Source organism: Hoeflea prorocentri, assembly GCF_027944115.1.
Classification (GTDB): domain Bacteria; phylum Pseudomonadota; class Alphaproteobacteria; order Rhizobiales; family Rhizobiaceae; genus Hoeflea_A; species Hoeflea_A prorocentri.
Map to the genome: position 1 here is coordinate 235601 of NZ_JAPJZI010000002.1, position 21184 is coordinate 256784.

At 58.6% G+C, this 21184-nt stretch carries 20 protein-coding genes; 7 read left to right on the forward strand and 13 right to left on the reverse strand.

Going from position 1 to position 21184, the window contains the following annotated elements; all coding sequences use genetic code 11:
- Positions 1 to 5: 5 nt before the first annotated feature.
- From OQ273_RS22655 to OQ273_RS22665, 3 genes are read left to right on the forward strand one after another with little or no spacing between them, the layout of a single operon-like run.
- On the forward strand, positions 6 to 851 hold the full coding sequence (locus tag OQ273_RS22655) for a branched-chain amino acid ABC transporter permease (RefSeq protein ID WP_267993384.1): 846 nt from the start codon (positions 6 to 8) through the stop codon (positions 849 to 851).
- Positions 829 to 2574, forward strand: a complete 1746-nt coding sequence (locus OQ273_RS22660; protein WP_267993385.1) for a branched-chain amino acid ABC transporter ATP-binding protein/permease — start codon at positions 829 to 831, stop codon at positions 2572 to 2574. The genes OQ273_RS22655 and OQ273_RS22660 overlap by 23 nt, the downstream gene beginning before the upstream one ends.
- Positions 2574 to 3257, forward strand: a complete 684-nt coding sequence (locus OQ273_RS22665; RefSeq protein WP_267993386.1) for an ABC transporter ATP-binding protein — start codon at positions 2574 to 2576, stop codon at positions 3255 to 3257. Before OQ273_RS22660 ends, OQ273_RS22665 begins: the two co-directional genes overlap by 1 nt.
- 42 nt (positions 3258 to 3299) lie before the next feature.
- On the opposite strand, the gene OQ273_RS22670 is transcribed toward OQ273_RS22665, so the two are convergent.
- The 4 genes from OQ273_RS22670 to OQ273_RS22685 all read right to left on the reverse strand — a co-directional run bounded on the left by OQ273_RS22670 (position 3300) and on the right by OQ273_RS22685 (position 7711).
- Positions 3300 to 4262 carry a sugar-binding transcriptional regulator gene (locus tag OQ273_RS22670; RefSeq protein ID WP_267993577.1) on the reverse strand — a complete coding sequence of 321 codons (963 nt, stop codon included), beginning with the start codon at positions 4260 to 4262 and terminating at the stop codon, positions 3300 to 3302.
- 13 nt (positions 4263 to 4275) lie between these two features.
- A complete protein-coding gene (gene mtnA / locus OQ273_RS22675; protein ID WP_267993387.1) occupies positions 4276 to 5376 on the reverse strand; it encodes an S-methyl-5-thioribose-1-phosphate isomerase in 1101 nt (366 codons plus the stop codon).
- The gene (mtnK, locus tag OQ273_RS22680; RefSeq protein WP_267993388.1) at positions 5373 to 6632 is read right to left on the reverse strand and encodes an S-methyl-5-thioribose kinase; all 1260 of its coding nucleotides are present in this window, start codon (positions 6630 to 6632) and stop codon (positions 5373 to 5375) included. Before mtnK ends, mtnA begins: the two co-directional genes overlap by 4 nt.
- 191 nt (positions 6633 to 6823) lie before the next feature.
- Positions 6824 to 7711: a LysR family transcriptional regulator gene (locus OQ273_RS22685; RefSeq protein ID WP_267993389.1), complete on the reverse strand. Its 888-nt coding sequence runs from the start codon at positions 7709 to 7711 to the stop codon at positions 6824 to 6826.
- A gap of 99 nt (positions 7712 to 7810) precedes the next feature.
- Here OQ273_RS22685 and OQ273_RS22690 point away from each other — a divergent pair, with 99 nt between their 5' ends.
- The 3 genes from OQ273_RS22690 (at position 7811) to OQ273_RS22700 (ending at position 12390) form a co-directional block, all read left to right on the forward strand.
- The gene (locus OQ273_RS22690; protein ID WP_267993390.1) at positions 7811 to 8818 is read left to right on the forward strand and encodes a TAXI family TRAP transporter solute-binding subunit; all 1008 of its coding nucleotides are present in this window, start codon (positions 7811 to 7813) and stop codon (positions 8816 to 8818) included.
- A gap of 79 nt (positions 8819 to 8897) precedes the next feature.
- On the forward strand, positions 8898 to 10826 hold the full coding sequence (locus OQ273_RS22695) for a TRAP transporter permease (protein WP_267993391.1): 1929 nt from the start codon (positions 8898 to 8900) through the stop codon (positions 10824 to 10826).
- On the forward strand, positions 10819 to 12390 hold the full coding sequence (locus OQ273_RS22700) for a sulfatase family protein (protein ID WP_267993392.1): 1572 nt from the start codon (positions 10819 to 10821) through the stop codon (positions 12388 to 12390). The genes OQ273_RS22695 and OQ273_RS22700 overlap by 8 nt, the downstream gene beginning before the upstream one ends.
- Here OQ273_RS22700 and maiA read toward each other — a convergent pair.
- The 7 genes from maiA to hmgA all read right to left on the reverse strand — a co-directional run bounded on the left by maiA (position 12387) and on the right by hmgA (position 18853).
- Complete coding sequence (maiA, locus tag OQ273_RS22705; RefSeq protein WP_267993393.1) at positions 12387 to 13025, reverse strand: maleylacetoacetate isomerase; 639 nt, start codon at positions 13023 to 13025, stop codon at positions 12387 to 12389. The genes OQ273_RS22700 and maiA overlap by 4 nt on opposite strands.
- Positions 13026 to 13085: 60 nt before the next feature.
- Positions 13086 to 13625 (reverse strand): VOC family protein, encoded by a 540-nt coding sequence (locus OQ273_RS22710; RefSeq protein ID WP_267993394.1) that lies wholly within the window; start codon positions 13623 to 13625, stop codon positions 13086 to 13088.
- A gap of 96 nt (positions 13626 to 13721) precedes the next feature.
- Positions 13722 to 13913 carry a DUF2783 domain-containing protein gene (locus tag OQ273_RS22715; RefSeq protein WP_267993395.1) on the reverse strand — a complete coding sequence of 64 codons (192 nt, stop codon included), beginning with the start codon at positions 13911 to 13913 and terminating at the stop codon, positions 13722 to 13724.
- 9 nt (positions 13914 to 13922) lie between these two features.
- Positions 13923 to 15533 carry an FAD-dependent oxidoreductase gene (locus OQ273_RS22720; protein WP_267993396.1) on the reverse strand — a complete coding sequence of 537 codons (1611 nt, stop codon included), beginning with the start codon at positions 15531 to 15533 and terminating at the stop codon, positions 13923 to 13925.
- Between the two features lie 28 nt (positions 15534 to 15561).
- Positions 15562 to 16512, reverse strand: coding sequence for an MBL fold metallo-hydrolase (locus OQ273_RS22725; RefSeq protein ID WP_267993397.1), 951 nt, complete (start codon positions 16510 to 16512; stop codon positions 15562 to 15564).
- A 3-nt stretch (positions 16513 to 16515) separates the two neighbouring features.
- Positions 16516 to 17538, reverse strand: a complete 1023-nt coding sequence (locus OQ273_RS22730) for a fumarylacetoacetate hydrolase family protein (RefSeq protein WP_267993398.1) — start codon at positions 17536 to 17538, stop codon at positions 16516 to 16518.
- 1 nt (position 17539) lies between these two features.
- A complete protein-coding gene (hmgA, locus tag OQ273_RS22735) occupies positions 17540 to 18853 on the reverse strand; it encodes a homogentisate 1,2-dioxygenase (RefSeq protein ID WP_267993399.1) in 1314 nt (437 codons plus the stop codon).
- Positions 18854 to 18930: 77 nt separating this feature from the next.
- Here hmgA and OQ273_RS22740 point away from each other — a divergent pair, with 77 nt between their 5' ends.
- Positions 18931 to 19392, forward strand: coding sequence for a MarR family winged helix-turn-helix transcriptional regulator (locus OQ273_RS22740; protein WP_267993400.1), 462 nt, complete (start codon positions 18931 to 18933; stop codon positions 19390 to 19392).
- Positions 19393 to 19432: 40 nt separating this feature from the next.
- Here the strand turns inward: OQ273_RS22740 and OQ273_RS22745 are convergent, their stop codons facing one another.
- Together OQ273_RS22745 and dxr are read right to left on the reverse strand one after the other, a co-directional pair.
- Positions 19433 to 19696: a YMGG-like glycine zipper-containing protein gene (locus tag OQ273_RS22745; protein ID WP_267993401.1), complete on the reverse strand. Its 264-nt coding sequence runs from the start codon at positions 19694 to 19696 to the stop codon at positions 19433 to 19435.
- Positions 19697 to 19898: 202 nt separating this feature from the next.
- Positions 19899 to 21101 (reverse strand): 1-deoxy-D-xylulose-5-phosphate reductoisomerase, encoded by a 1203-nt coding sequence (dxr, locus tag OQ273_RS22750; RefSeq protein WP_267993402.1) that lies wholly within the window; start codon positions 21099 to 21101, stop codon positions 19899 to 19901.
- Positions 21102 to 21184 lie beyond the last annotated feature (83 nt).

Genomic DNA, 21184 nt, shown 5'->3' on the forward strand with positions numbered 1-21184 from the left:
CGGACATGTCAGCCGTTCTGATCCTCAATGTGCTTTGGCAGGTCAGCGTTCTTGCAATGGTAACGCTCGGCCTTGCCATTGTGTTCGGCCAGTTGAAGATCATGAACATGGCCCATGGCGAACTTGTGATGATCGGGGCTTATGCTCCGGTCATCACCGCCAATATGGGGCTTCCGGCGATCTTTCAGGTCCCGGTCTGCATCCTGACCGTCGCACTGACGGCGCTCGTGCTGGAGCGCACGATTGTGCGGCACTTTTATGCGCGGCCATTCGACAGCCTGCTGGCGACCTGGGGCATCTCCATTCTGCTGCGCGAGATCGTCGAACTGATCTTCGGTCGCGGATATCAGTCTGTCGCCTCGCCGCTGCCGGGAACCATGTCGGTTTTCGGAACGGACTATCCCGTTTACAGGGTCGTGGTTATGCTCGGCATCCTGGCGTTTTTTGTCGTCCTTGCTCTTTGGTATCGCCGCTCGTCCATCGGAACGAAAATCAAGGCCATGGTCGAAAACCCGGAACTGGCACGCGCCTGCGGGATCAATACGGACAGGCTCTCCACCATCTGTTTTGTTTTTGGTGCCGTCACGGCCGGTATCGCCGGCATGGTGCTTGCGCCGACCATTCGCATCGAGCCGATGATGGGCCTCGACTATCTCGTGCGCTCGTTCTTTTCCCTTGTTGTCGGCGGCCTTGGCAGCCTTGAAGGCCTGTTCGTGGGCGTCGGAATCATAGGCGGGACGCAGTCGGTGTTCAGCGCTCTCTTCAATCAGACTTACGGGTATCTCTTCATTCTCTTTCTTTCCATCGTGTTTTTGTGGTTGCGGCCCCATGGCATCCATCGCGCTCGTTAATACGGCTCTGCTGGCCGTGTTGCTGGCCGTGCCGTTCCTGTTCGACATGTTTTTCGCCTATCAGATCGGCCTCTATCTGATTTACGGCATTGCGGCTCAGGGTATCGGCTATCTTTGGGGTCGTGCCGGCATCCTGCCATTGGGGCAGGCCATGTTCTTCGGTCTGAGCGCCTATGCCTGCGCCATCATTCTCCTGCATGTGGATGGGCTTGGCCTTCAGATCCTGCTGCTTTTGTGTGTTCTCATCAGCGCCGGTCTCTTGGCACTTGTCATTGCGTCCCTGATCTTCAAGGGACGCGCCGACAGCGGTCCGTTCTTCTCGCTGATCACACTTGCCCTTGTCATGATCTGTGAGCAGGTCGCGGGAACCGCAACGGGCGTGACGGGCGGTTTCAACGGGCTGAGCGGCTTTGGAACCATTGCCGGACTGGATCAGTTCGGCGGGTTTTACTACGTCATCGTCCTGGCTGTTGTATTGTCAACCGTGGCCTTAATGGTGCTGGATCGCCTGCCGGCCGGGCTTGTCAGCCGGGCGGTCGCGGATAATGAACAACGTCTGCAGCTCCTGGGTTTCAGAACCCATATCGTCAAGGGCGCCGCCTTTGCACTTGCCGCGGTCCTGGCCGGGCTTGCTGGCATTCTCTTTGCCAATCATCAGGGCATTGTCACGCCGACATCGACGGGTTTTTTGTTATCCGCAAATCTGGTGATCTGGACCGCGGTTGGGGGCCGCTATCATGTTCTCGGTCCGCTTCTGGGGGCCGTTCTGATCGGCTATCTATCTTCGGAGTTGCGCGACAGTTTTCTGTATTGGGAGGTGTTGCTGGCCTGCCTTTTCATATTGGTGGTCCTCAAGGCTCCCGGGGGACTGGCGGACCTCGTCAGTGCATCCCTGTCACGGTTTCTTCCGGCAAAGACCGCCATTGTCCGGCAGTCGGATAATGTTCCCCCCACCGGATTTGATGGCGGGGCAAAGGCGGTCCGCTTCGATGGGGTAAGGGTCAGGGCCGGGCGGGTCCGGATCCTCAATGGCGTAGACTACACCACTCCAGACAAGGGGATCGTGTGTATCATCGGTCCGAACGGGGCGGGTAAGACATCCTTGCTGAACTCGATCACCGGCGGCTTGCCTGTTTCCGGCGGCTCCATTTCCTTGCGCGGTGAGACGATCGCCAACCGTCCGCCCCATATGGCGCTTCGAAGCGGCATCGGCAGAAAGCTGCAAGTGCCTTCTGTTTTCCAGTCTCTGACCGTTTCGGAAAATCTCAGTCTTGCAATGCTGGCGGGCCGGGCTGCGCCCGGCGATTTCTTTCTGCCATCCGCTCTCGGCTGGGGAAGTGGGCAACTTGATGAGATGCTGTCGACACGGGGCTTCCCTCTGGCCGAAACACTGGACGATCCGGCATCGGCTCTTGCCCAGGGACACCGGCAGTTTCTTGAACTTGCCATGACCATTGCGGCCGAGCCTCCGGTGCTGCTTCTCGATGAACCCTGTGCTGGTCTTTCGCCCGACGAAACACACCTGATGACGCGGCTCGTCAAACGCTTCCAGGAGCAAAATGATGGCCTGATCCTGCTCATTGAACACGATATGAGCATCGTGAAATCGCTCTCTAACCAGGTCATGGTGCTTCATCAGGGAGAGGTGCTGGCGCAGGGAACATATGAAGAGATCAGCGCAAACCCGGCGGTGCAGAACGTCTACTCGGGAGGCACGAAATAATGTCCGCTGCACTCCAGTTCGAAAACCTGACAGGCGGCTATGGCGGTGTGGAAATCCTTCACGGGGTTTCGGGAGAGGTGAGGGCCGGCCATGTGTTGGGTGTTTTTGGCCGCAACGGCGTCGGCAAAACGACGCTTGCGCGGATGCTGACGGGCTCTCTTCCAGTTGCGAGCGGTTCGGTTCTCTTGTCGGGCAGGACTGTGAACGATATGGCGGCGTTTGAACGCCGCAGGGCCGGTTTGGGTTACATGCCGCAGACATCGATGGTGTTTGACGGTCTGACCGTTTTGGAAAACCTCTCCATGGCGGGAAGCAGTTCCCGGCTTGCCGGTCTTTATGAACTGTTCCCACGCATGCGCGAAAGAAAGGATCAGAACGCGGGGTCGATGTCAGGCGGCGAACGCAAGATCGTCGCCTTTACCCGCACCATGCTTGAAGACACCGATGTGATCGTCCTAGACGAGCCCTCGGAAGGCGTGCAGCCAGAGAACATAGCTCATATGGAAACTTTCATCTCCCGGCGGCGGGATGAGGGATGCGCCATTGTGCTGATCGAGCAGAACCTGAATATGCTGCTCGGGTTGGCAGACAGTTTTCTCGGGCTGGATTCCGGGCGCATCGTTTACCAGGGCGCGAGGAAAGAGGTGACCCGCGAGCAGCTTCTGGACGTCTTGCTGGTCTGAGCCTACTCCGCGACGCAGCACTCGCGCTGATGCCGACCACGGTCAGGCTGCTTCAAGCAAAGCTTCCGCGGTTTGCGAGCACGTTGCGACATGGGTTGCAAAGCCGCCCTTGATGGCCGCCCGCATCGGCTCGACCTTGTCAGGACCCGCTGAGGCCAGAAGACCCAACTCCTTGCCCAACATCGTATCGAGCGTGGCGCCGATAATCCGGTCGTCAATTTCGCCGGGGATCGGCCGGCCGTTACCATCGATGAAACGCCCGCAGACCACAGCCTTGGCACCCTTTTTCAGATAGTTGGAAAGGGTTTCGTCGCTGACCAGGCCATTTTGCACCACATGGCTTTCGGCGTCGCATGAGCCGGCCGCAAACAATGTCTTGTTGCAGTTTTTTATGGCCGTAAACTGTTCGGCAATGACCGGCTCCTGCTTGAGCAGGCTTGCAAGCTCCGGGTTTTGAACAATCAGCGGAGCGTGGAGGTTAATGCAGAGCGCGCCGAAACGCTCGGCAAGGTTCGACGAACATGCCTCGGCTGCAAAGCCAAGTGGTGTTGCCCGCGAACCCACGAGCTGAACAATCTGAAGGTCCGGCATGTCGATGCGTTCGGCCGCGACCGAAATCTTGAAGACCGTCTCGCCCCAGGAGACACCCAGCCGGTCGCCGGGAGACAGCAGTGATGGCAGCCAATCGGCCGTCGCCCTTGCCACCCGGGTCAACGATTGCGCCGCATCGTCTGCAACAGCCGGCACAACGAGCGCATCGCGCAGACCGAAACGGGATTTGAGGGCTTCGGCGATTTCCCGTTCCGTAAAGACATTCGGGCGCAAGGATACACGGACATAATCCCGCGCCCGTGCCTCGGCCAGATAGTTGACCACAGTCGACCGCGAGATGTTCAGTTTTTCAGCGATCTCCGCCTGGTTGAGGTCCTGGTGAAAATAATACCAGGCAACTTCAAGGATCTGATCCTCGATCCGTGACCGTTTGCGGCTACCGTTTCGCGTCACACTGCTCAAGGTGTCAGACTGCCTCCCGGTGTTCGGAAAAGAGCCGAAGCATGTCTTCCTCATTGGCCTTGGCGATGCCGCGTTCGGTAATCAGCCCGGTCACCAGCCGCGCCGGCGTGACGTCAAATGCGGGATTGCCGGCGGGCGTGCCGTCGGGACTGACTTGAACCTGCTCGACATTGCCCTCATCGTTTCGGCCCCAGATATGGGTGGTTTCGCGATGATCGCGTTCCTCGATGGGGATTTCGGCGATGCCGTCGCGCACGGTCCAGTCGATCGTCGGCGATGGAAGGGCGGCGTAGAACGGGATATCGTTGTCATGGGCGGCCAGCGCCTTCAGGTAAGTCCCGATCTTGTTGCAGATATCGCCTTGGCGCGTCGCCCGGTCGACACCCACCAGAACCATGTCGACCTGACCGTGTTGCATCAGGTGCCCGCCGGCATTGTCCGTCAGATAGGTGTGGGGCACGCCGTGATGTCCCAGTTCCCAGGCCGTCAGGACACCCTGGTTGCGGGGCCGTGTTTCACCCACCCATATATGAACCGGTATGCCTGCATCATGGGCCTGATACATGGGGCTCGTTGCCGTTCCCCAGTCCACGGTGGCGATCCAACCGGCATTGCAGTGGGTGAGAATACGGACCGGCTCGCCATCTGCCTTGTCTGCCGCGATTTTCCTGATGAGGTCCAGGCCATGAACGCCGATCATCCGGTTGATCTCCACGTCCTCATCGGAAATGTCGTGTGCAAGCTGCAGCGCTGCCGTTGCCCGGTCCGAGGGCGCCAGTGGAGCAAGGTGCGCCTGGCATCGGTCCAGCGCCCATTTGAGGTTGATGGCGGTCGGTCGCGTCTGGATCAGCACGTCCCTCGCATGATCGAGGCTTGCGTCGGAGGCGTCTTTGCCCATCTGATGGGCCACGCCATAGGCCGCCGTCGCGCCGATCAGCGGCGCGCCGCGTACGCGCATCTCCTTGATGGCTGCGGCATAGTCTTCCAGCGTTGGCACCGCCTGGACGACAAATTTGTGCGGTAGCCAGCGCTGATCGATAATTTTGAGAACCGCTTCGTCGTGATCGTACCAGAGCGAGCGATAATGGGTTCCGTCGACCTTCATAGGACGTCCTCCTCAGCATAACGGGATGCCAGTGTTTCGATCAGTTGCGCCGGGTCCGATCCGGAGCGTTGCAGGACGAGGTCGCGCCCCATCATCAGGTTGCGCGCCTCAAGTTTCCCACGCTCTTCGATATTCTCGATTGTTTCGAAATCGGCATTGTGTGCCAGAGACAATACGCGCCGGTGCATCTCGATGCCACAAATGCCGAGCGCATCGTGCCAAATGCCGTCAAGCACCGCCTGCAGCGCAGGCTGGCTGCTGTGGCCCTGATCCTCAAACAGCGCAGCCGGGTAGAGCATGCCGGTCCTTTCGCTGTCCCACAGCCTCGTGAACTCCTCGTCGAACCGGCTGATAACGGTCATGATCTGCGCCATGAGCCAGCCCTGATAGTCAGACAGATCCGCAGATTTGCGGTGAGCAGGCTGGCTGAAAAAACTCATCAGAAAATTTGCAATCAGCATGCCGACATCAAAGCCCATCGGGCCGTATTGAGAAAACTCCGGATCGATGACCTTGCTTTCCCTATCCGTGCACATGACAGAGCCGGAATGGAGATCGCCATGCACCATTGTTTCGGTGTTGGAGGCAAAGGCCTGAAGCATCTGCTGCGCCGCGACCTTGAGCGCGACATCGCTGCGCAGGGCTGTGACTAAAGGGTCGAGAACGGCGTTGTGATGGTTCATTTCAGCCGGGTAATAGGGATCGGTGAACACCAGCGCCTCGGTTATGGCCGGGATTGCGACGTTGCCGCTGAAAACGCCGACATCGGCTTTCTTGTCGGCGCTTTGCATGCTCAATTCCGAACCGCGAAAGGCGGTTCGTGCGCAGAATTTGCCAAGAAACTCGCCGAGGCCCTCGACACGTTCGCCTTCAATGAGTTTCTTTCTCAGGATCGTGTGGGGTGTCAGATATTCCATCGCGATGAGCGCCTGGTTCTCATCGAAATGAATCACTTCAGGAACCGAGCCGGGGTCGCGTTCTGCCTGACGGACAAGCGCATGATGCTCATAGGTGGCCCGGTACAAAGGCAGCGGCCAGCTATCGCCGACCATGCGTACATAGGGCAGGGCCTGCTTGACGATGACGGTGTCCAGCGTTCCCCTTACGATGAACACGAGATTGAGATTTCCGTCACCCACCTCCTCGATTGACCAGCCGGACGGATCGCCCCCAAGCCTTTGCGCGATGGGTTTGATTGCCCCGATGCGGCTGCTGAGTGTCTCCTCCGTCAAGGCGGCGTACTGTATCGATGCCATATGGCGACTCCGTTTTACCGCGGGCCGGCGGCGAGACGTCCGGTGCGTTGTGGCGAAAACAGTAGCGAAACGTAGCATTATGTCAATTATGTCGACATATGACTAAATTAGCCAATTGCTTTTGGACGCGAGGTGTAAATCAGTCGTCACGCATCAGAGGCCGGCGGCGCATCTCACTTTGAACCTGTTTCTCAGCCTTTCAGAAAACTGAAGAAACTCTCGGCGGTTCCTGTGAACGCCATGCCTGCGCGACGGATTATGCCGAGAGGGCGGTAAAACTGGGGATGGTCGAAATCCAGAAAGACCAACTCATCCTCCAGGTAAGGCGCCGTGGTGGCCCTTGGCATGGTTGTAATCAGGTCGGTGCTTGCGACAATTTCCAGAACCGAGCGGATTGAATCTGTTTCGACAGCGATATGGACGGTTTTTATGCCGGAAGCGATGAGGGCGGTTTCGGTTTGCTGGCGCAGGAGACTTCCTCTTGAATGTGCGAGCCAGGTCTGCGCTTCAAGGTCTGACGGAAGGATGTTCTGGCGGCCGGCCAGGACGTGTGCGACCCTGCAAAGGACGCCGACCCGGTCGTCGATCAGGTGCTGGAACTCCAGCCCGTCAGCCGGGCCGGCCAGGCTCCTCGGGCCGAGCACAAGATCGATCTGTCCTCGCTCCAGCATCGAACGCAGTTCGTGAACGAGCCCGGTTCGCAGTTCAATACTGCAATTGGGATTGGCCACGATAAAACGTGACAGGGCATCTGTGAGAAATCGTCCCGCGACGATCGGCGGCGCGCCGATGCGCAGCTCGCCCGTCGCGCCTTTTGCGGATTGATCGGCAACAACACTTGCCTGTTCTTCGGCGACACGGATGGCAAGCCCGTTGCGCGCAAGCCGTAGCCCAAGCTTGTTGGGAATCGACCGGCGGCCTTCCCGGGAAAACAGCGGCGTTCCGAGGCGCTGCTCCAGGGTGCGCATGTTGCGGCTGAGTGCGGGCTGCGTCAGCCCAAGTCTGTCCGCGGCCGCCTGGAACGATCCCGCTTCGACAATAACCGAAAGCTGCGAAAGGTGTTTGGGATCAAGTTTCATACCAATAATTTATCTATTCGGTCTGATATTTAATTATTCTAGATAAAATGAAACCGATAAGCTAACGGAAAAATTCAGGAGGGATACCGGGAGGAAATCGTGTTTATTCCACGCAAAATTGTTTTTTCACTGCTCGTTGCAGCCTGTGCTGTTGTTGCGCCGTCCATCGGTGCTGCTCAAATTTTCAAGGGAGAGACCGCCGGTGTCGGTGACCCGGTGCACACAATGTTCGTCGCATTCACAAACCAGGCCGGCAAGGCCGGCGTCAATATAGAGGTGAATGCCGGGCAGACCCTGACAAGATCCATGCTCAAGGGGGCGAAGGGTGAGATTGGCTTCTTCTCCACGGTCCCTTCGCTTGTCAATCTGATGGCCGGTCAGAAACGGATGTATGAGAAGGTCGAAGGTGCGCCGGAATTGGCGAAGAACCTCAGAGCGCTTGTTGGCTTCAAGGCCGGCGCTTACCATCCGGTTACGCTCAAGGGCTCGGGAATTGAAGACTGGGCCGACATCAAGGGCAAGACCGTCTTTACGGGACCGCCTGCCGGATCTGCCTCCGCGACTTCCGAAGCGCTGATCAAGATCATCACCGGCTATGAAGCCGGAAAGGACTACAAGGCTGTTCGTCTCGGCTGGGGCGAGGGCTATACGGCGCTCGCCGACGGTAAAATTGACATGATGATCCGCCCGGCGGAAATCGGATCCGCCAATATCGAGCGCTTCGGCTTGTCGGGTGAATTCCGCATCCTTTCCATTCCTGAAGATGCTGTCGGCAGCGAAGCCATGCAGGCCCTCTTTGGACGGCCGGGACGCGGGATGCTGCAGTTTGAGGGCGATATCTATAAAGGCCAACTGACAGAGGGCGGCATCACCGCATTGGGCTTTACCCAGTTCATCGGTACCCATGCCGATATTTCCGACGACGTCGTCTATGCCGCCACCAAGGCGTTTTGGGACAATCTCGACGAGGTGCAGGCAACGGCTTTCTTCCTGAAAGACGTCACTCCGGAAACGGCGTTCACCTCTATCAACGTTCCGTTGCACCCGGGCGCTTTGCGGTACTATGAGGAAGCAGGGTTTGAGGTTCCGGACGCCATTCGTCCATAAAACCTGATTTGCCACCGCGGGCCGGCCGCCGATCGTACCCGGCTCGCGCTCTCATCCCTCGCGAATGAGATTTGCACCCATGACCGCTACGTCGCAAAACTCCGGCGCGGCAGCTCTTGTCTTTGCAGCTGTTTGCGCTCTGGCCAGTGCCGCTCTCGGCGCCATGGCCCTCTATAGCTCGGGCGTCGGATTGATAGATCCGAAATTACATCGCGCTGCGGGATTTGCCCTGGCGCTTGTTGTCGCCGTTGCCGTTTCCCGCGCCCGCCGCGATACGTCAAAGCAAAGTGGCGGCGCGGCTTTGCTGTTGCTGCTTTTGGATGTCGCCCTGATTGTCCTGGGACTGTGGTCGATCTGGTCGTTCTATTTTGTCCAGACCGAGATGGAGACGGCGCTCTATGATGTGACGAACAGGGATGCCTGGCCTGCCCTGGCAGGCTTGATCGTGTTTCTTGAGCTGTGTCGCCGCCTTTGGGGATGGGGGCTCTTTGGCGTCGGCGTGTTTGGTGTCGTCTATCTCCTGTTTGGCCAGGACCTTCCCGGACTGCTTGCCCATTCCGGCTTTTCGTTAAGGGAAGTCTCAGAGGCGCTCTGGTACAACACCAACAAAGGTGTGTTCGGCTCGATCACCAACATTGTGCTGAGCACGGTGTTCATCTTCATTATTTTCGGCGTGCTGCTGGAAGGGACCGGCGCCGGCGATACGCTTTTGAAATTCGCATTCCTGGTTACACGGCGGACCCGCGGCGGACCCGCTCATGCGGCAATCCTGGCCTCGTCAATGTTCGGAACGATGTCAGGTTCGACGGTCGCGAATATCGTCGGCACGGGCACCTTCACCATACCGATGATCAAAAAGAGAGGTTTCTCGCCAACCTTTGCCGCCGGTATCGAGGCCACCGCGTCATCCGGCGGGCAGATCATGCCGCCCATCATGGGAGCCGCTGCTCTGGTTATGGCGGATCTGACCGGTGTCGGTTATCTCAACATCATCGTGGCGGCGTTGCTTCCGGCCTTGTTTTACTATTTCAGCCTGTTCTCGGCGGTCACAGTTGAAGCCCGGCGCCAGGGCATCAAGGTCGAACCGCTGACGATCGACGACAAGATCACCCGCGTCGACCTGGTTAACTCCCTGCTTTTTGTCTGCCCGATCCTGACGGTCATCGGTTCGCTGATTGCTGGGCTCTCTACTTCGGCGGCTGGGTTTTACGCCATCGTCGTTCTGCTCCTGCTGTGTGTTATCAATCCGGAGGTCCGCAGGGATCCGGCACGGGTTGGCCGCTCGTTCCTGAAGGGCGCCGAATCGGGCGCGACGCTGTTGATCGCCATCGCGGCCATTGGAATTCTGGTCGGCGCGCTCGATTCAACGGGGCTCGGTCTCAAGCTGGCGAATGTCATTGCGTCGATCCGCGGTGAAAGCCTGTTTTCGGCTTTGCTGGTGGCCATGGCCGGAGCGCTGATCCTCGGCATGGGCATGCCGACCCTCCCGGCCTATCTGATCATCATTCTTGTCATGGGTCCCGCCATCCAGGCGCTGGGTCTGTCGATGCTAACGGCCCATATGTTTGTTTTCTACTACGGCGTTGCCTCTTCTCTGACGCCGCCCGTGGCCATTGCGGCCTATGCGGCGGCACCTATAGCAGGAGCAAATCCGCTGATGACGGCCTTCATGTCTTTCCGGCTCGGAATGGCAAAATTCATCATTCCGTTTGTCTTCGCGTTTTATCCGGCAGTACTGATTATCGAGGAGTTCAGCCTGCTGCCCTTCCTCTGGATTGTCGCCAGGACCTGTTTCTGTATCTGGCTGTTTTCCTCGGCTCTTTCCGGCTTCGACCGGCGCAAACTCACAATGGCCGAGATCGTCCTTCGCTTTGTCGTGGCTTTTGCATGCCTTGCCGTCAGCCCGGCTGTGTACCTGCCAGCCATCGCGATCGGTCTTGTCCTCATAGCGGTTGACGTTCGCGTTGCCTCCTCAAGCGGGCGGCGGCAGGAGCCCGTCCATGACTAAAAAGCCGAATTTCCTTTTCATCATAACCGATCAGCACCGCGCCGATCATCTGGGCTGCTATGGGAACCCGACGGTCCGCACGCCTCACATAGACAGGCTTGCGAAACATGGACGCAGATGGGACAGGTTCTATGTCGCCAACCCGATCTGCATGCCCAACAGGGCCTCCATCATGACCGGCCGCATGTGTTCCGTGCATGGTGCGCGGCACAACGGCATCGCCTTGTCGAAGGATCAGACAACGTTCGTCGAACTGCTGCGCGATGCGGGCTACCGCACGGGGCTGATCGGCAAATCACACCTGCAGAGTTTCACAGGGCTACCCGCCACCAACCGGTTCACGCCCGCTCCCGGACGCACAACGCCATCGCCGCACCTTCGCGATGCACAGAAAAACAACCGGCACGGTTCTGACTATGATCTGGAGATTGTTCCCGACTGGGAGACGCCGCTGGCCTCGCGCATCGACGGGGATTTTTATGGGTTTGAGCATGTCGAGGTCGTGGCCGATCACGGTGATCAGGCATCCGGAGACTATCTTTTGTGGGCCCGGGAGAAATGTCCTGACTTTGACAGTCTGACGGGACCGGACAATGCACTGCCGGACAATCGTATCAAGGCACCGCAAGCCTGGCGCACCGCCGTTCCGGAAGACCTTTATTCGACATCCTGGATCGCGGACCGGTCAGCCGATTGGCTCGGTCAAAGGGCCGAGGACGGTGAGCCGTTTTTCCTGCAGATGTCCTTTCCCGACCCACACCACCCGTTTACCCCGCCTGGGCACTATTGGGATATGTACGATCCCGGCGACATGAAGCTGCCGGCATCCTTCGGAAAGGGCGATCTGCCGCCTATCAGGGCAATGCGCGAGGCTTTGCAAAACAACACGGATCCAAGGAACAATCAGAACCCGTTTGCGGTGACACAGGACGAGGCACGTTCAATTATCGCGCTGACCTATGGCATGATCAGCATGATCGATGATGCGATCGGCCGGGTCGTTGCGCAATTGGAAGCCCTTGGTCTTGCCGACGATACCATTGTTGTCTTTACCGCTGACCACGGCGATTACATGGGCGATCATGGTCTGATGCTGAAGCTCCTGCTTCACTATCAAAGCATTATCCGCGTGCCTTTCATCTGGATGGATCCAAGAGAAGGGTCCGAGGCTGTGTCGGATCATGGTTTGGCCTCGTCGATTGATATTTCGGCCACTGTTTTGGCGCGGGCGGGCATTCAGCCCTACAACGGCATCCAGGGCCGGGATCTTCTTTCAACACAATCACCGTCTGCCATTGTCGTGGAAGAAGACAGTCAACGGCCGATGACCGGTTTCGAACGTCCGCAAAGGGTGCGAACCCTGGTTACGGAACGCTATCGCATGTCGTTGCGCGAGGGAGAGGACTGGAACGAGTTGTACGATCTGCAGGCCGATCCCCATGAGCTGAGCAATCTTTATGATCGGTCCGGTTCCGCTGCTGCCCGACATGAGCTGACCGAATTGATGTTAAGGCGCCTGATTGAGCTTCAGGATCGCTCACCCCTGCCCGCCTATCGGGCCTAACCGGCGGCGTTGACGCGATCGGGGTGTGCCGCGGCAAACGCTTCGAGCCGGGCGCAGTTCTCCGCTATCTCTTTGATGCGTGACAGGTCGGCGATATCCGCGCCCCAACGCTCGGCGTTGTAGAGCTGCGGGACGAGGCAGATATCAGCCATGGTTGGTGCGTCGCCGTGGCAGAATGTGCCGCCTTGTCCGTCGCCCAGGCGTTTTTCGAAGGCGGCGAGACCCTTGCGGATATAAGTTTTCATCCAGTCGACACGCACGGCTTCGTCTCCGCCGGTCCGCGCCATGATATCGGCAGCGACGGAGGAGTTGCAGATCGGGTGGATTTCCATGGCGATGATATAGGAGAGCGTGCGTACCCTTGATCGTTCCAGCGCCGCATCGGGCAGGAATGTGACCGGTCGTGTCTCGTTCAGGTACTCGATAATCGCCAGCGACTGGGTGAGGGTCTGTCCGTCGATATCGAGCGCAGGCACGAAGCCCTGGGGGTTGCGCGACAGGTGCGCGTTTTCCAGATGTTCGCCCTTCAGGAGGTCGACCGACGTTGTGTCATATTCGATTTCAGCCAGGTTGAGCGCGATGCGCACCCGGTAGCTCGCCGACGAGCGCCAATAATCATAAAGAACCGGCGTCATTTTATCCCTCCAGAAGGAGCGGCGTCCTTTTGATCCGGACGCCGCTATTGCCATTGCCTTCTATTTACCGAGTTCTTTGGCGTGCAACCAGTCGGCATGGTTGGGAGCCTTTTTGGTTTTTGTCCATTCTTCGAGCATGTCCCATTTGACAGCGTCGAGGCGCTCAAGCATGGCGTCTTCATCCGGATCCGGGCAGGCCAGTTCGATGCGGTGGCCGTTGGGATCGAAAAAGTAGATCGAATGGAAGATGGAATGGTCGGTGACGCCGAGGACTTCCACGCCGTTCTTTTCCAGATGATCCTTGTATTCAAGCAGCGTGTCGCGGTCCTTGACCTTGAACGCGATGTGCTGGACCCAGATCGGGGTGTTTTCGTCGCGGCCCATCTGCGGCTTTGTCGGCAGTTCGAAGAAGGCAAGTACGTTGCCGTTGCCGGCATCGAGGAACAGGTGCATGTAGGGATCAGGCTCGTGGGTGGACGGCACCTTGTCTTCGGCGATCGCCAGGACAAAATCCATGTTGAGCATCTTTGTGTACCAGTCCACGGTTTCCTTGGCATCCTTGCAGCGATAGGCGACGTGGTGGATTTGTTCGATCTTCATTAAGTGCATCTCCCTTGTTCAGTTGGGCGAACCATAATAGTTACGAATGTAACTATCTAGCTCTGGTTCGCCGTTTTCGCCGGCCCTGCCTGCGGTCTATGTGTTTGCTGCCGCCTCTAACGCCTCGCTGAGGGTTTCGCGTTCACCGATATGGTTGGCGAGTATGAGGATGAGGCGGGCGTTGAATGCGTCGCTCTCGTCCTTGCTCAAACCCTCATGGGCGGCGAGCAGTTCGGCGTAAAAATCGTCGGGGCTACTGATGTTCTTGTGGGTGTTGAGTTTGCTCATGACATGTCCTCACGACCTGGCCGTTGCGGTATTGAGCGCGGCGCGCACAAGGGCTTCGTCATACCCGGTCCAGCGTGCGGCGACATGCTGGTCGGGCCGGAAAAGATAGATGGCCTGCTCCTCGTCTCCGAGATAGCGTTTTTGAATGTGCCCGTCCGGATCGTCGATTGTATTGATCCGCAGTCCCTCAACGGCGACGCCGTCAATGTCGAGGTTTTCGGGAACGTTCGTATTGATGCCGAGGAGCTGGAAACGGTTGCCGAGCAGATCGGACAGCCAGTTGGTGCCCACCGGCGCATCGACAACCGGTGCGCCTGGCCGGGTGCGCGGCGGCAGCTGCGCATTATCGTCGCCGTTCAGTGGTGAGCCGTCATAGACGCTCGGCACCGACAGGCGGCCGGAATTCACCAGCGGGCGGGCAAATTCATATTGCTCGGCGAGATCAAGGACGGCATTGCGAAACACCCGGCTGATCTCCGATTTCGGCGTGATGAAATCGGTGGAGCGCGACGAGTTCAAAATGTTCTCATCCGCGCCGAGAATGCGCTCATAATCATAGCTGTCGAGCAGGCTCTCGGGCGCCACGCCATCTATGATGAGCTTCAGCTTCCAGATCAGATTGTCGGTGTCCTGCAGGCCGGAATTTGCGCCGCGTGCGCCGAAAGGCGAGACTTGATGCGCCGCGTCGCCGGCAAACAACACCCGACCGTGGCGGAATTTTTCCATGCGGCGACACTGGAACGTGTAGATCGAGACCCATTCGAGTTCGAACTTGGCATCATCGCCAAGCATGGCCTTGAGGCGCGGGATGACGTTTTCCGGCTGTTTTTCCTTTTCCTTGTCGATGTTCCAGCCAAGCTGCAGGTCGATGCGCCAGACATTGTCCGGCTGCTTGTGCAACAGTGCCGACTGGTTGCGGTTAAAGGGCGGGTCGAACCAGAACCAGCGTTCGGTCGGAAAGTCCGCCTCCATGACAACGTCGGCAATGAGGAAATTGTCCTCAAAGACGCGGCCGATGAAATCAAGACCAAGCATCTTGCGGGCCGGCGACGTGGCGCCGTCGCAAGCGATCAGCCAGTCGCATTCAAGCTTGTACGAGCCTTCAGGCGTGTCGATGGTCAGGACGACATGATCGTCGCTCGGATCGATGTTGGCGACGCGGCTGTTGCCGCGAATCTCGATCTGCTTGCCTTCTGCCTGCAGTGCCTGGACGCGGTGCACCAGATATTCCTCAAAATGGTACTGCTGCAGATTGATGAAGGCCGGGCGCTTGTGGCCCTCTTCGGGAAGAAGGTCGAATTCGTAGATTTTGCGGTCGTCGAAAAACACCTTGCCGAGCTTCCACTCGACGCTCTTGTCGACGAACTCGTCGCCGCAGCCCAGCCGGTCGAGGATTTCGAGCGGCCGCTTGGCATAGCAGATGGCGCGCGAACCCCAGCTGACCTTGTCGTTCTCGTCGACTATGACAACCGGGATATCCTGCTGCGCAAGGTCGATCGCCGCCCCAAGGCCGATGGGGCCGGCACCGATAACGATCACCGGGTGACGCACGGGTGCCGGTGCATCCTGATCGGCAGACCGCTGATAAGGATAAAGCGGCGTCTCGAAAATCTTACTCAAACTGACCTCCCATTATGATACTCGCGGTTCAGCCCTGCAGGGCTTCCCACATCTCCTTGTCCCGTTCGGCCGTCCAGATACGCGGCGTGTCCATGCCGAGCGCCTCGTCATAGGCGCGGGCGACGTTGAACGGCAGGCAGTGCTCGTAGATCGCGTAGTCCGCGAATTTCGGATCGCACTCGGCCCGCACCGCATCCCAGGCTTCCTTGAGCGATCCGCCGCGTGCAGCAACGGCTGCCGCGGGGCGATAGGTGCTGGCAACGAAATCGCGGGTGTTTTCAATCGCGGCGCTGACCATTTCATCGCCGATCAGCGCGTCGCCGCGTCCGGGTGCAATGGCGCGCGGATTAAAGCCGGCAATGGCGTTCAGCGTTCCGCCCCAATCGCCAAAATGGCCGTCTCCGCAGTAGCAGGCGGAATGGTACTCAACGATGTCGCCGGTGAACATGACGCCTTCGTCCGGGACCCAGGCGACAATGTCGCCCGCCGTGTGGGCGCGGCCGAGATGCATCAGGTCGACGCGCCGCTTGCCGAGATAGACCGTCATCTTCTGCGTGAACGTCATGGTCGGCCATGTCAGGCCGGGGATGCTCTCACGGCCCTGGAAGAGACGCGGGAAACGTTCAAACTCGGAATCCCAGTCTTCCTGGCCGCGTTCGGCGACCATGGCGCGGCATTTTTCCGAAGCGATCACCTGCTCGGCCCCGTAGGCAGACGCGCCGAGCACGCGCACGGCATGATAATGGGACAGAACCACATATTTGATCGGCTTGTCGGTAACGCTGCGGACCTTCTCGACCACCTTGGCCGCGAGGCGCGGCGTTGCCTGCGCGTCGATAATCATGACACTGTCATCACCGATGATGACACCGGTGTTGGGATCGCCTTCGGCCGTAAAGGCCCAAAGGTCGCGGCCGATTTCCGAGAAGGTGATGGTCTTTTCCGTCATATCCCCGCGGGATGCGAATTCCTTGGCCATTGGTCAGGCTTCCTTCTTGTATTGTTCGACGGTCTGCTCGATGGCGCCGAAGATGGAATGTCCGTCGCCGTCCTTCATTTCGATGCGGACCGTATCGCCGAATTTCATGAAGCCGGTTGTCGGCTTGCCGTCATTGATGGTTTCGATCATGCGGATTTCGGCGATGCAGGAATAACCGACGCCGCCCTCGGCAACCGGCTTTCCGGGACCGCCATCGTCCAGCTTGTTGGAGACGGTTCCCGAACCGATGATCGCGCCGGCCGAAAGCGGCCGCGTTTTGGCCGCATGGGCAATCAGCTGCGGGAAATCGAATGTCATGTCGATGCCGGCATTGGCGCAGCCGAACGGGGCGCCGTTGTAGTCGACGAGGAGGGGCAGGTGCAGCTTGCCGCCATCCCAGGCATCACCAAGCTCGTCCGGCGTGACGGCGACCGGCGAAAAGGCCGACGACGGCTTCGACTGGAAGAAGCCGAAGCCCTTGCCGAGTTCGGCCGGAATGAGGCCACGCAACGACACGTCGTTGACCAGCATGATCAGCCGGATCGCCTCGCGCGCCTCATCGACGCTCGCGCCCATGGGCACATCGTCAACGATAACAGCGATCTCGCCTTCCATGTCGATGCCCCAGGCTTCGTCCGCCATGCGGATCGGATCGCGCGGTGCGAGAAAGGCGTCGGAGCCGCCCTGATACATCAGCGGATCGGTCCAGAAGCTTGGCGGCATTTCAGCATTGCGGGCCTTGCGCACGAGTTCCACATGATTGACGTAGGCCGAACCATCCGCCCATTGATAGGCGCGCGGCAGCGGCGAATGGGCATCGTGTTCGTGGAACCGTTCGGTCGGCTGCGAACCTGATTCAAGCGTCTCGGCGGCGCGTTCCAGCCGTGGTGCGACATTTGCCCAGTCGTCGAGCGCGGCCTGCAGCGTCGGCGCGATATGGTTGACGACGGTGCAATAAGCCAGATCCTTCGATACGACCGCCAGTTTTCCGTCGCGCGTGCCGTCTTTTAGTGTTGCGAGTTTCATATCAGTCCCAGTTTCCCTCAATTGAGCCGTCAAAGCGCTTCTTTAGGCCCTTCCAGCAATCGATATAGTTATCCTGAAGCGTTTCGAGCTGCATGGCATAGCTCGTCACATGCTGCGGGAAGCGTGTTTCGAACATGAATGCAAGGGTCTCGTCCAGCTTGGTTGGCGCGAGCTCGGCTTCGGAGGCTTTTTCAAAACCCATCGTGTCCGGGCCGTGCGGCAGCATCATGTTGTGCAGGCTCATACCGCCTGGAACAAAACCTTCTTCCTTGGCGTCATATTGACCATGCACCAGTCCCATGAACTCCGACATGATGTTGCGGTGATACCAGGGCGGGCGGAACGTGTGTTCAGCAACCATCCAGCGCGGCGGGAAGATCACGAAGTCGATATTCGCGGTGCCCTCTTCCCCGCTCGGTGCCGTCAGGACTGTGAATATGGACGGGTCGGGATGATCGAAGAGGATGGCGCCAACGGGAGAGAATGTCTTCAGATCGTATTTGAAGGGCGCATAATTGCCATGCCATGCGATCACATCGAGCGGCGAATGGCCGATTTCGGTCACATAGAATTGCCCGCACCATTTCACATGGACGCGGCAGTCCGTTTCCTTGTCTTCCCAGGCGGCGACCGGGGTCTTGAAATCGCGCGGGTTGGCGAGACAGTTGGCGCCGATGGGCCCGCGGTCCGGCAGTGTGAACTTGGCGCCGTAATTCTCGCAGATATATCCGCGTGCTTCGCCGTCAGCCGGATCGACCTGGAAGATCATACCGCGCGGAATCATGGCGATTTCTGTCGGCGCAACCGTCATGCGGCCGAGCTCGGTGAAGATTTCCAGCGTGCCGATCTGCGGAACGATCAGCAGCTCCGCGTCGGCATTGAAGAAATAATCATCGCCCATCGGCGCGTTGCAGATATAGGCGTGGCTTGCCATGCCCACCTGGGTATGAACATCACCGGCGGTGGTCATCGTGCGCACGCCGTCAATGAAGTTGACCGGTTCGTCCGGCATGGGAACCGGATCCCAACGCAGCTGGCCGATCGGCATCACATCGTCGCAGATATGGGGTGCTGTTTTCCAGTGATCGCGGGCGTGGCTTGAAAAACGTGCCGTGTGGCGCACGCTAGGGCGAATCCGGTAAAGCCAGGATCTCTCATTGGTGCCTCGCGGCGCCGTGAAAGGCGAACCGGACAGTTGTTCGGCATAGAGGCCGTAGTTGCATTTTTGCGGACTGTTTTGCCCCTGGGGCAAGGCGTTGGGCAGCGATTCCGTCTCGAAATCATTGCCGAAGCCGGGCATATAGGCGTCAGACATTTTATCCCTCATTACAACTTTTCTAATTTTGTTTCGTATGTAACAATTGAATTTGTAACTATCAAACGGAGCTGACCGTGACCGAGCAAGACGTTGCCCCGCTTTCGCTTGAGGCATTCCTTCCCTACAAACTCAATCGTGTCGCTGAACTGGTTAGCCGCCGTTTTGCGGTGATCTACAAGGATCACGCCGGTCTGACGCGGCCGGAATGGCGCACGCTGGCAACGCTCGGCCAATACGGAACGCTGACGGCCAAATCCATTGGCGCGCATTCCTCAATGCACAAGACCAAGGTCAGCCGTGCGGTTCAGTCGCTTGAAGACCGCAAGTGGCTGGCGAGAATGACGGATGAACATGACCGGCGGGTCGAACACCTGACTTTGACGAAGGAAGGGGCGCGGAACTACCGTAACCTTGCCAAGCTGGCCCATGAATTCGAAATGGGGCTTAAAGACATTCTGGGCGAAGAGAGCTTCGAAGATCTTAATAACGGGCTGGCCGCCGTCGAAGATCAGCTTGGCACCGAAATATTCCTGTGAAAAAACGCGCCGGCAGTTGGCCGGCGCGCCCTTAACCCGATCAGTAACCCTGCGGGCACCTGGCCGTATAGCGGCGACCGTAACGGTCGCGGTAGAAGCAGTCGTCTGAACCCTCTGAAACGCGGCCGATAACCGCACCTGCGACGCCGCCGATTGCAGCGCCGACGAGCGCGCCTTCCGCCGTACCGGTTGCGACGGCACCGATCGCAGCACCCGATGCTGCGCCGATGGTTGCTCCCTGCTGTGTTGGTGTGCAGCCGGCGATGGCAAGCCCAACGACAGCAAGCGCGAGAATATTCTTCATGTTCAAGCCTCCGATATCTTTCCCACCGCAGGAAAGTTGTTTGCACATTACATATTTTTGCATTGCTTGCACGCCTTTGCGGTAATTTTCCGGCAAACCAACGCAGCGCCTGCAGGCATGGTTCCTTGAAGCTTCTTACCTGCAGGACGGCAAATCAATAATCGAAACGCGATGAACCCATTGTGAATGGGGCGGCCTGAAACTAGGTTGCGAGTGGCCGCTGGGTCCTGCTTCCAACGATTTCGCCGGCAAGGATCCGCGCCGTTCCGTCCGCCTCGAAGACGGCGTCTATGGATGTCATATCCGCCGCACCGAGCTTTTGCATGACGGTTTCGACAATGTCTGCCATTTCCAGAAAGCCGACCTGTCCGGCGATAAAGGCTTCGAGGGCCACTTCCTTTGCGCCGTTGAGGATCGCACCGGACAGGCCACCAGCCTGCATGGCCTGCCGGGCAAGTCTCAGCGAGGGAAAGCGCGCCTCGTCGGGTGCCTCGAAATCAAGCCGCGCAAGCTTGGCAAAATCAAGCCGCTCGACCGGCAGGGAAGGTCTTTGCGGAAAGGCGAGGCAATAGCCTATGGCGGTTCTCATGTCAGGTGCGCCAAGTTGCGCCAGGATCGAGCCGTCGCTGTAGCCGACCATGGAATGGATAACCGACTGGGGATGGACGACAACCTCGACCTGGTCAGCGCTCATTCGAAACAGGTGTTTGGCCTCGATCATCTCCAGCGCCTTGTTGAACATCGAGGCGCTGTCGATGGATATTTTGAGCCCCATCGACCAGTTGGGATGGGCTGCCGCCATATCGGGCGTTACCGTTGCCATGTCTTCAAGGCTGCGCTGGCGAAACGGACCGCCTGATGCGGTCAGAATGATGCGCTCGATCGCATGGCGCTGATCGTCCTCGAACACCTGGAAAATGGCGTTGTGTTCGCTATCGACCGGCAGCAGCCGCCCGCCGCCCTTTTCAATTTCACGGTTGAACAACTCGCCTGCCGACACGAGGCATTCCTTGTTGGCAAGGGCAATGTCCGCGCCGGTCCTTATGGCCGCAAGCGTTGGTGCAAGACCGGCCATGCCGACGATCCCGGCCATGAACCAGTCGATATCGCGGCCGGCAGCCTCAATAAGCGCCGTTTCGCCGGCGGCCACCTCGATCCCGGTTCCCGAGAGCGCTTCCTTTAACTCCTGATAACGATTTGCATTGGCTGTGACGGCGATCTCGGCCTGACATTCGATCGCCTGACGGGCCAAAAGGTCGATATTGTCGCGGCCCGTTATCGCGCAGATTTCGTAGGATTGCCGACCACCGAGATGCCGAATGACATCAAGCGTGTTGCAGCCGATCGAGCCGGTCGATCCAAAAATGCTTAGACGCTGCGGTGCCGTCCCGGCTGGTTCTGTCATGGGTTGCGTTTCAAAGGTTTCACCGCGGACGAGAAACCAGATGGGGCAGGCCGCGTCAATGTTGCCACGGGTTTTATTTGAGG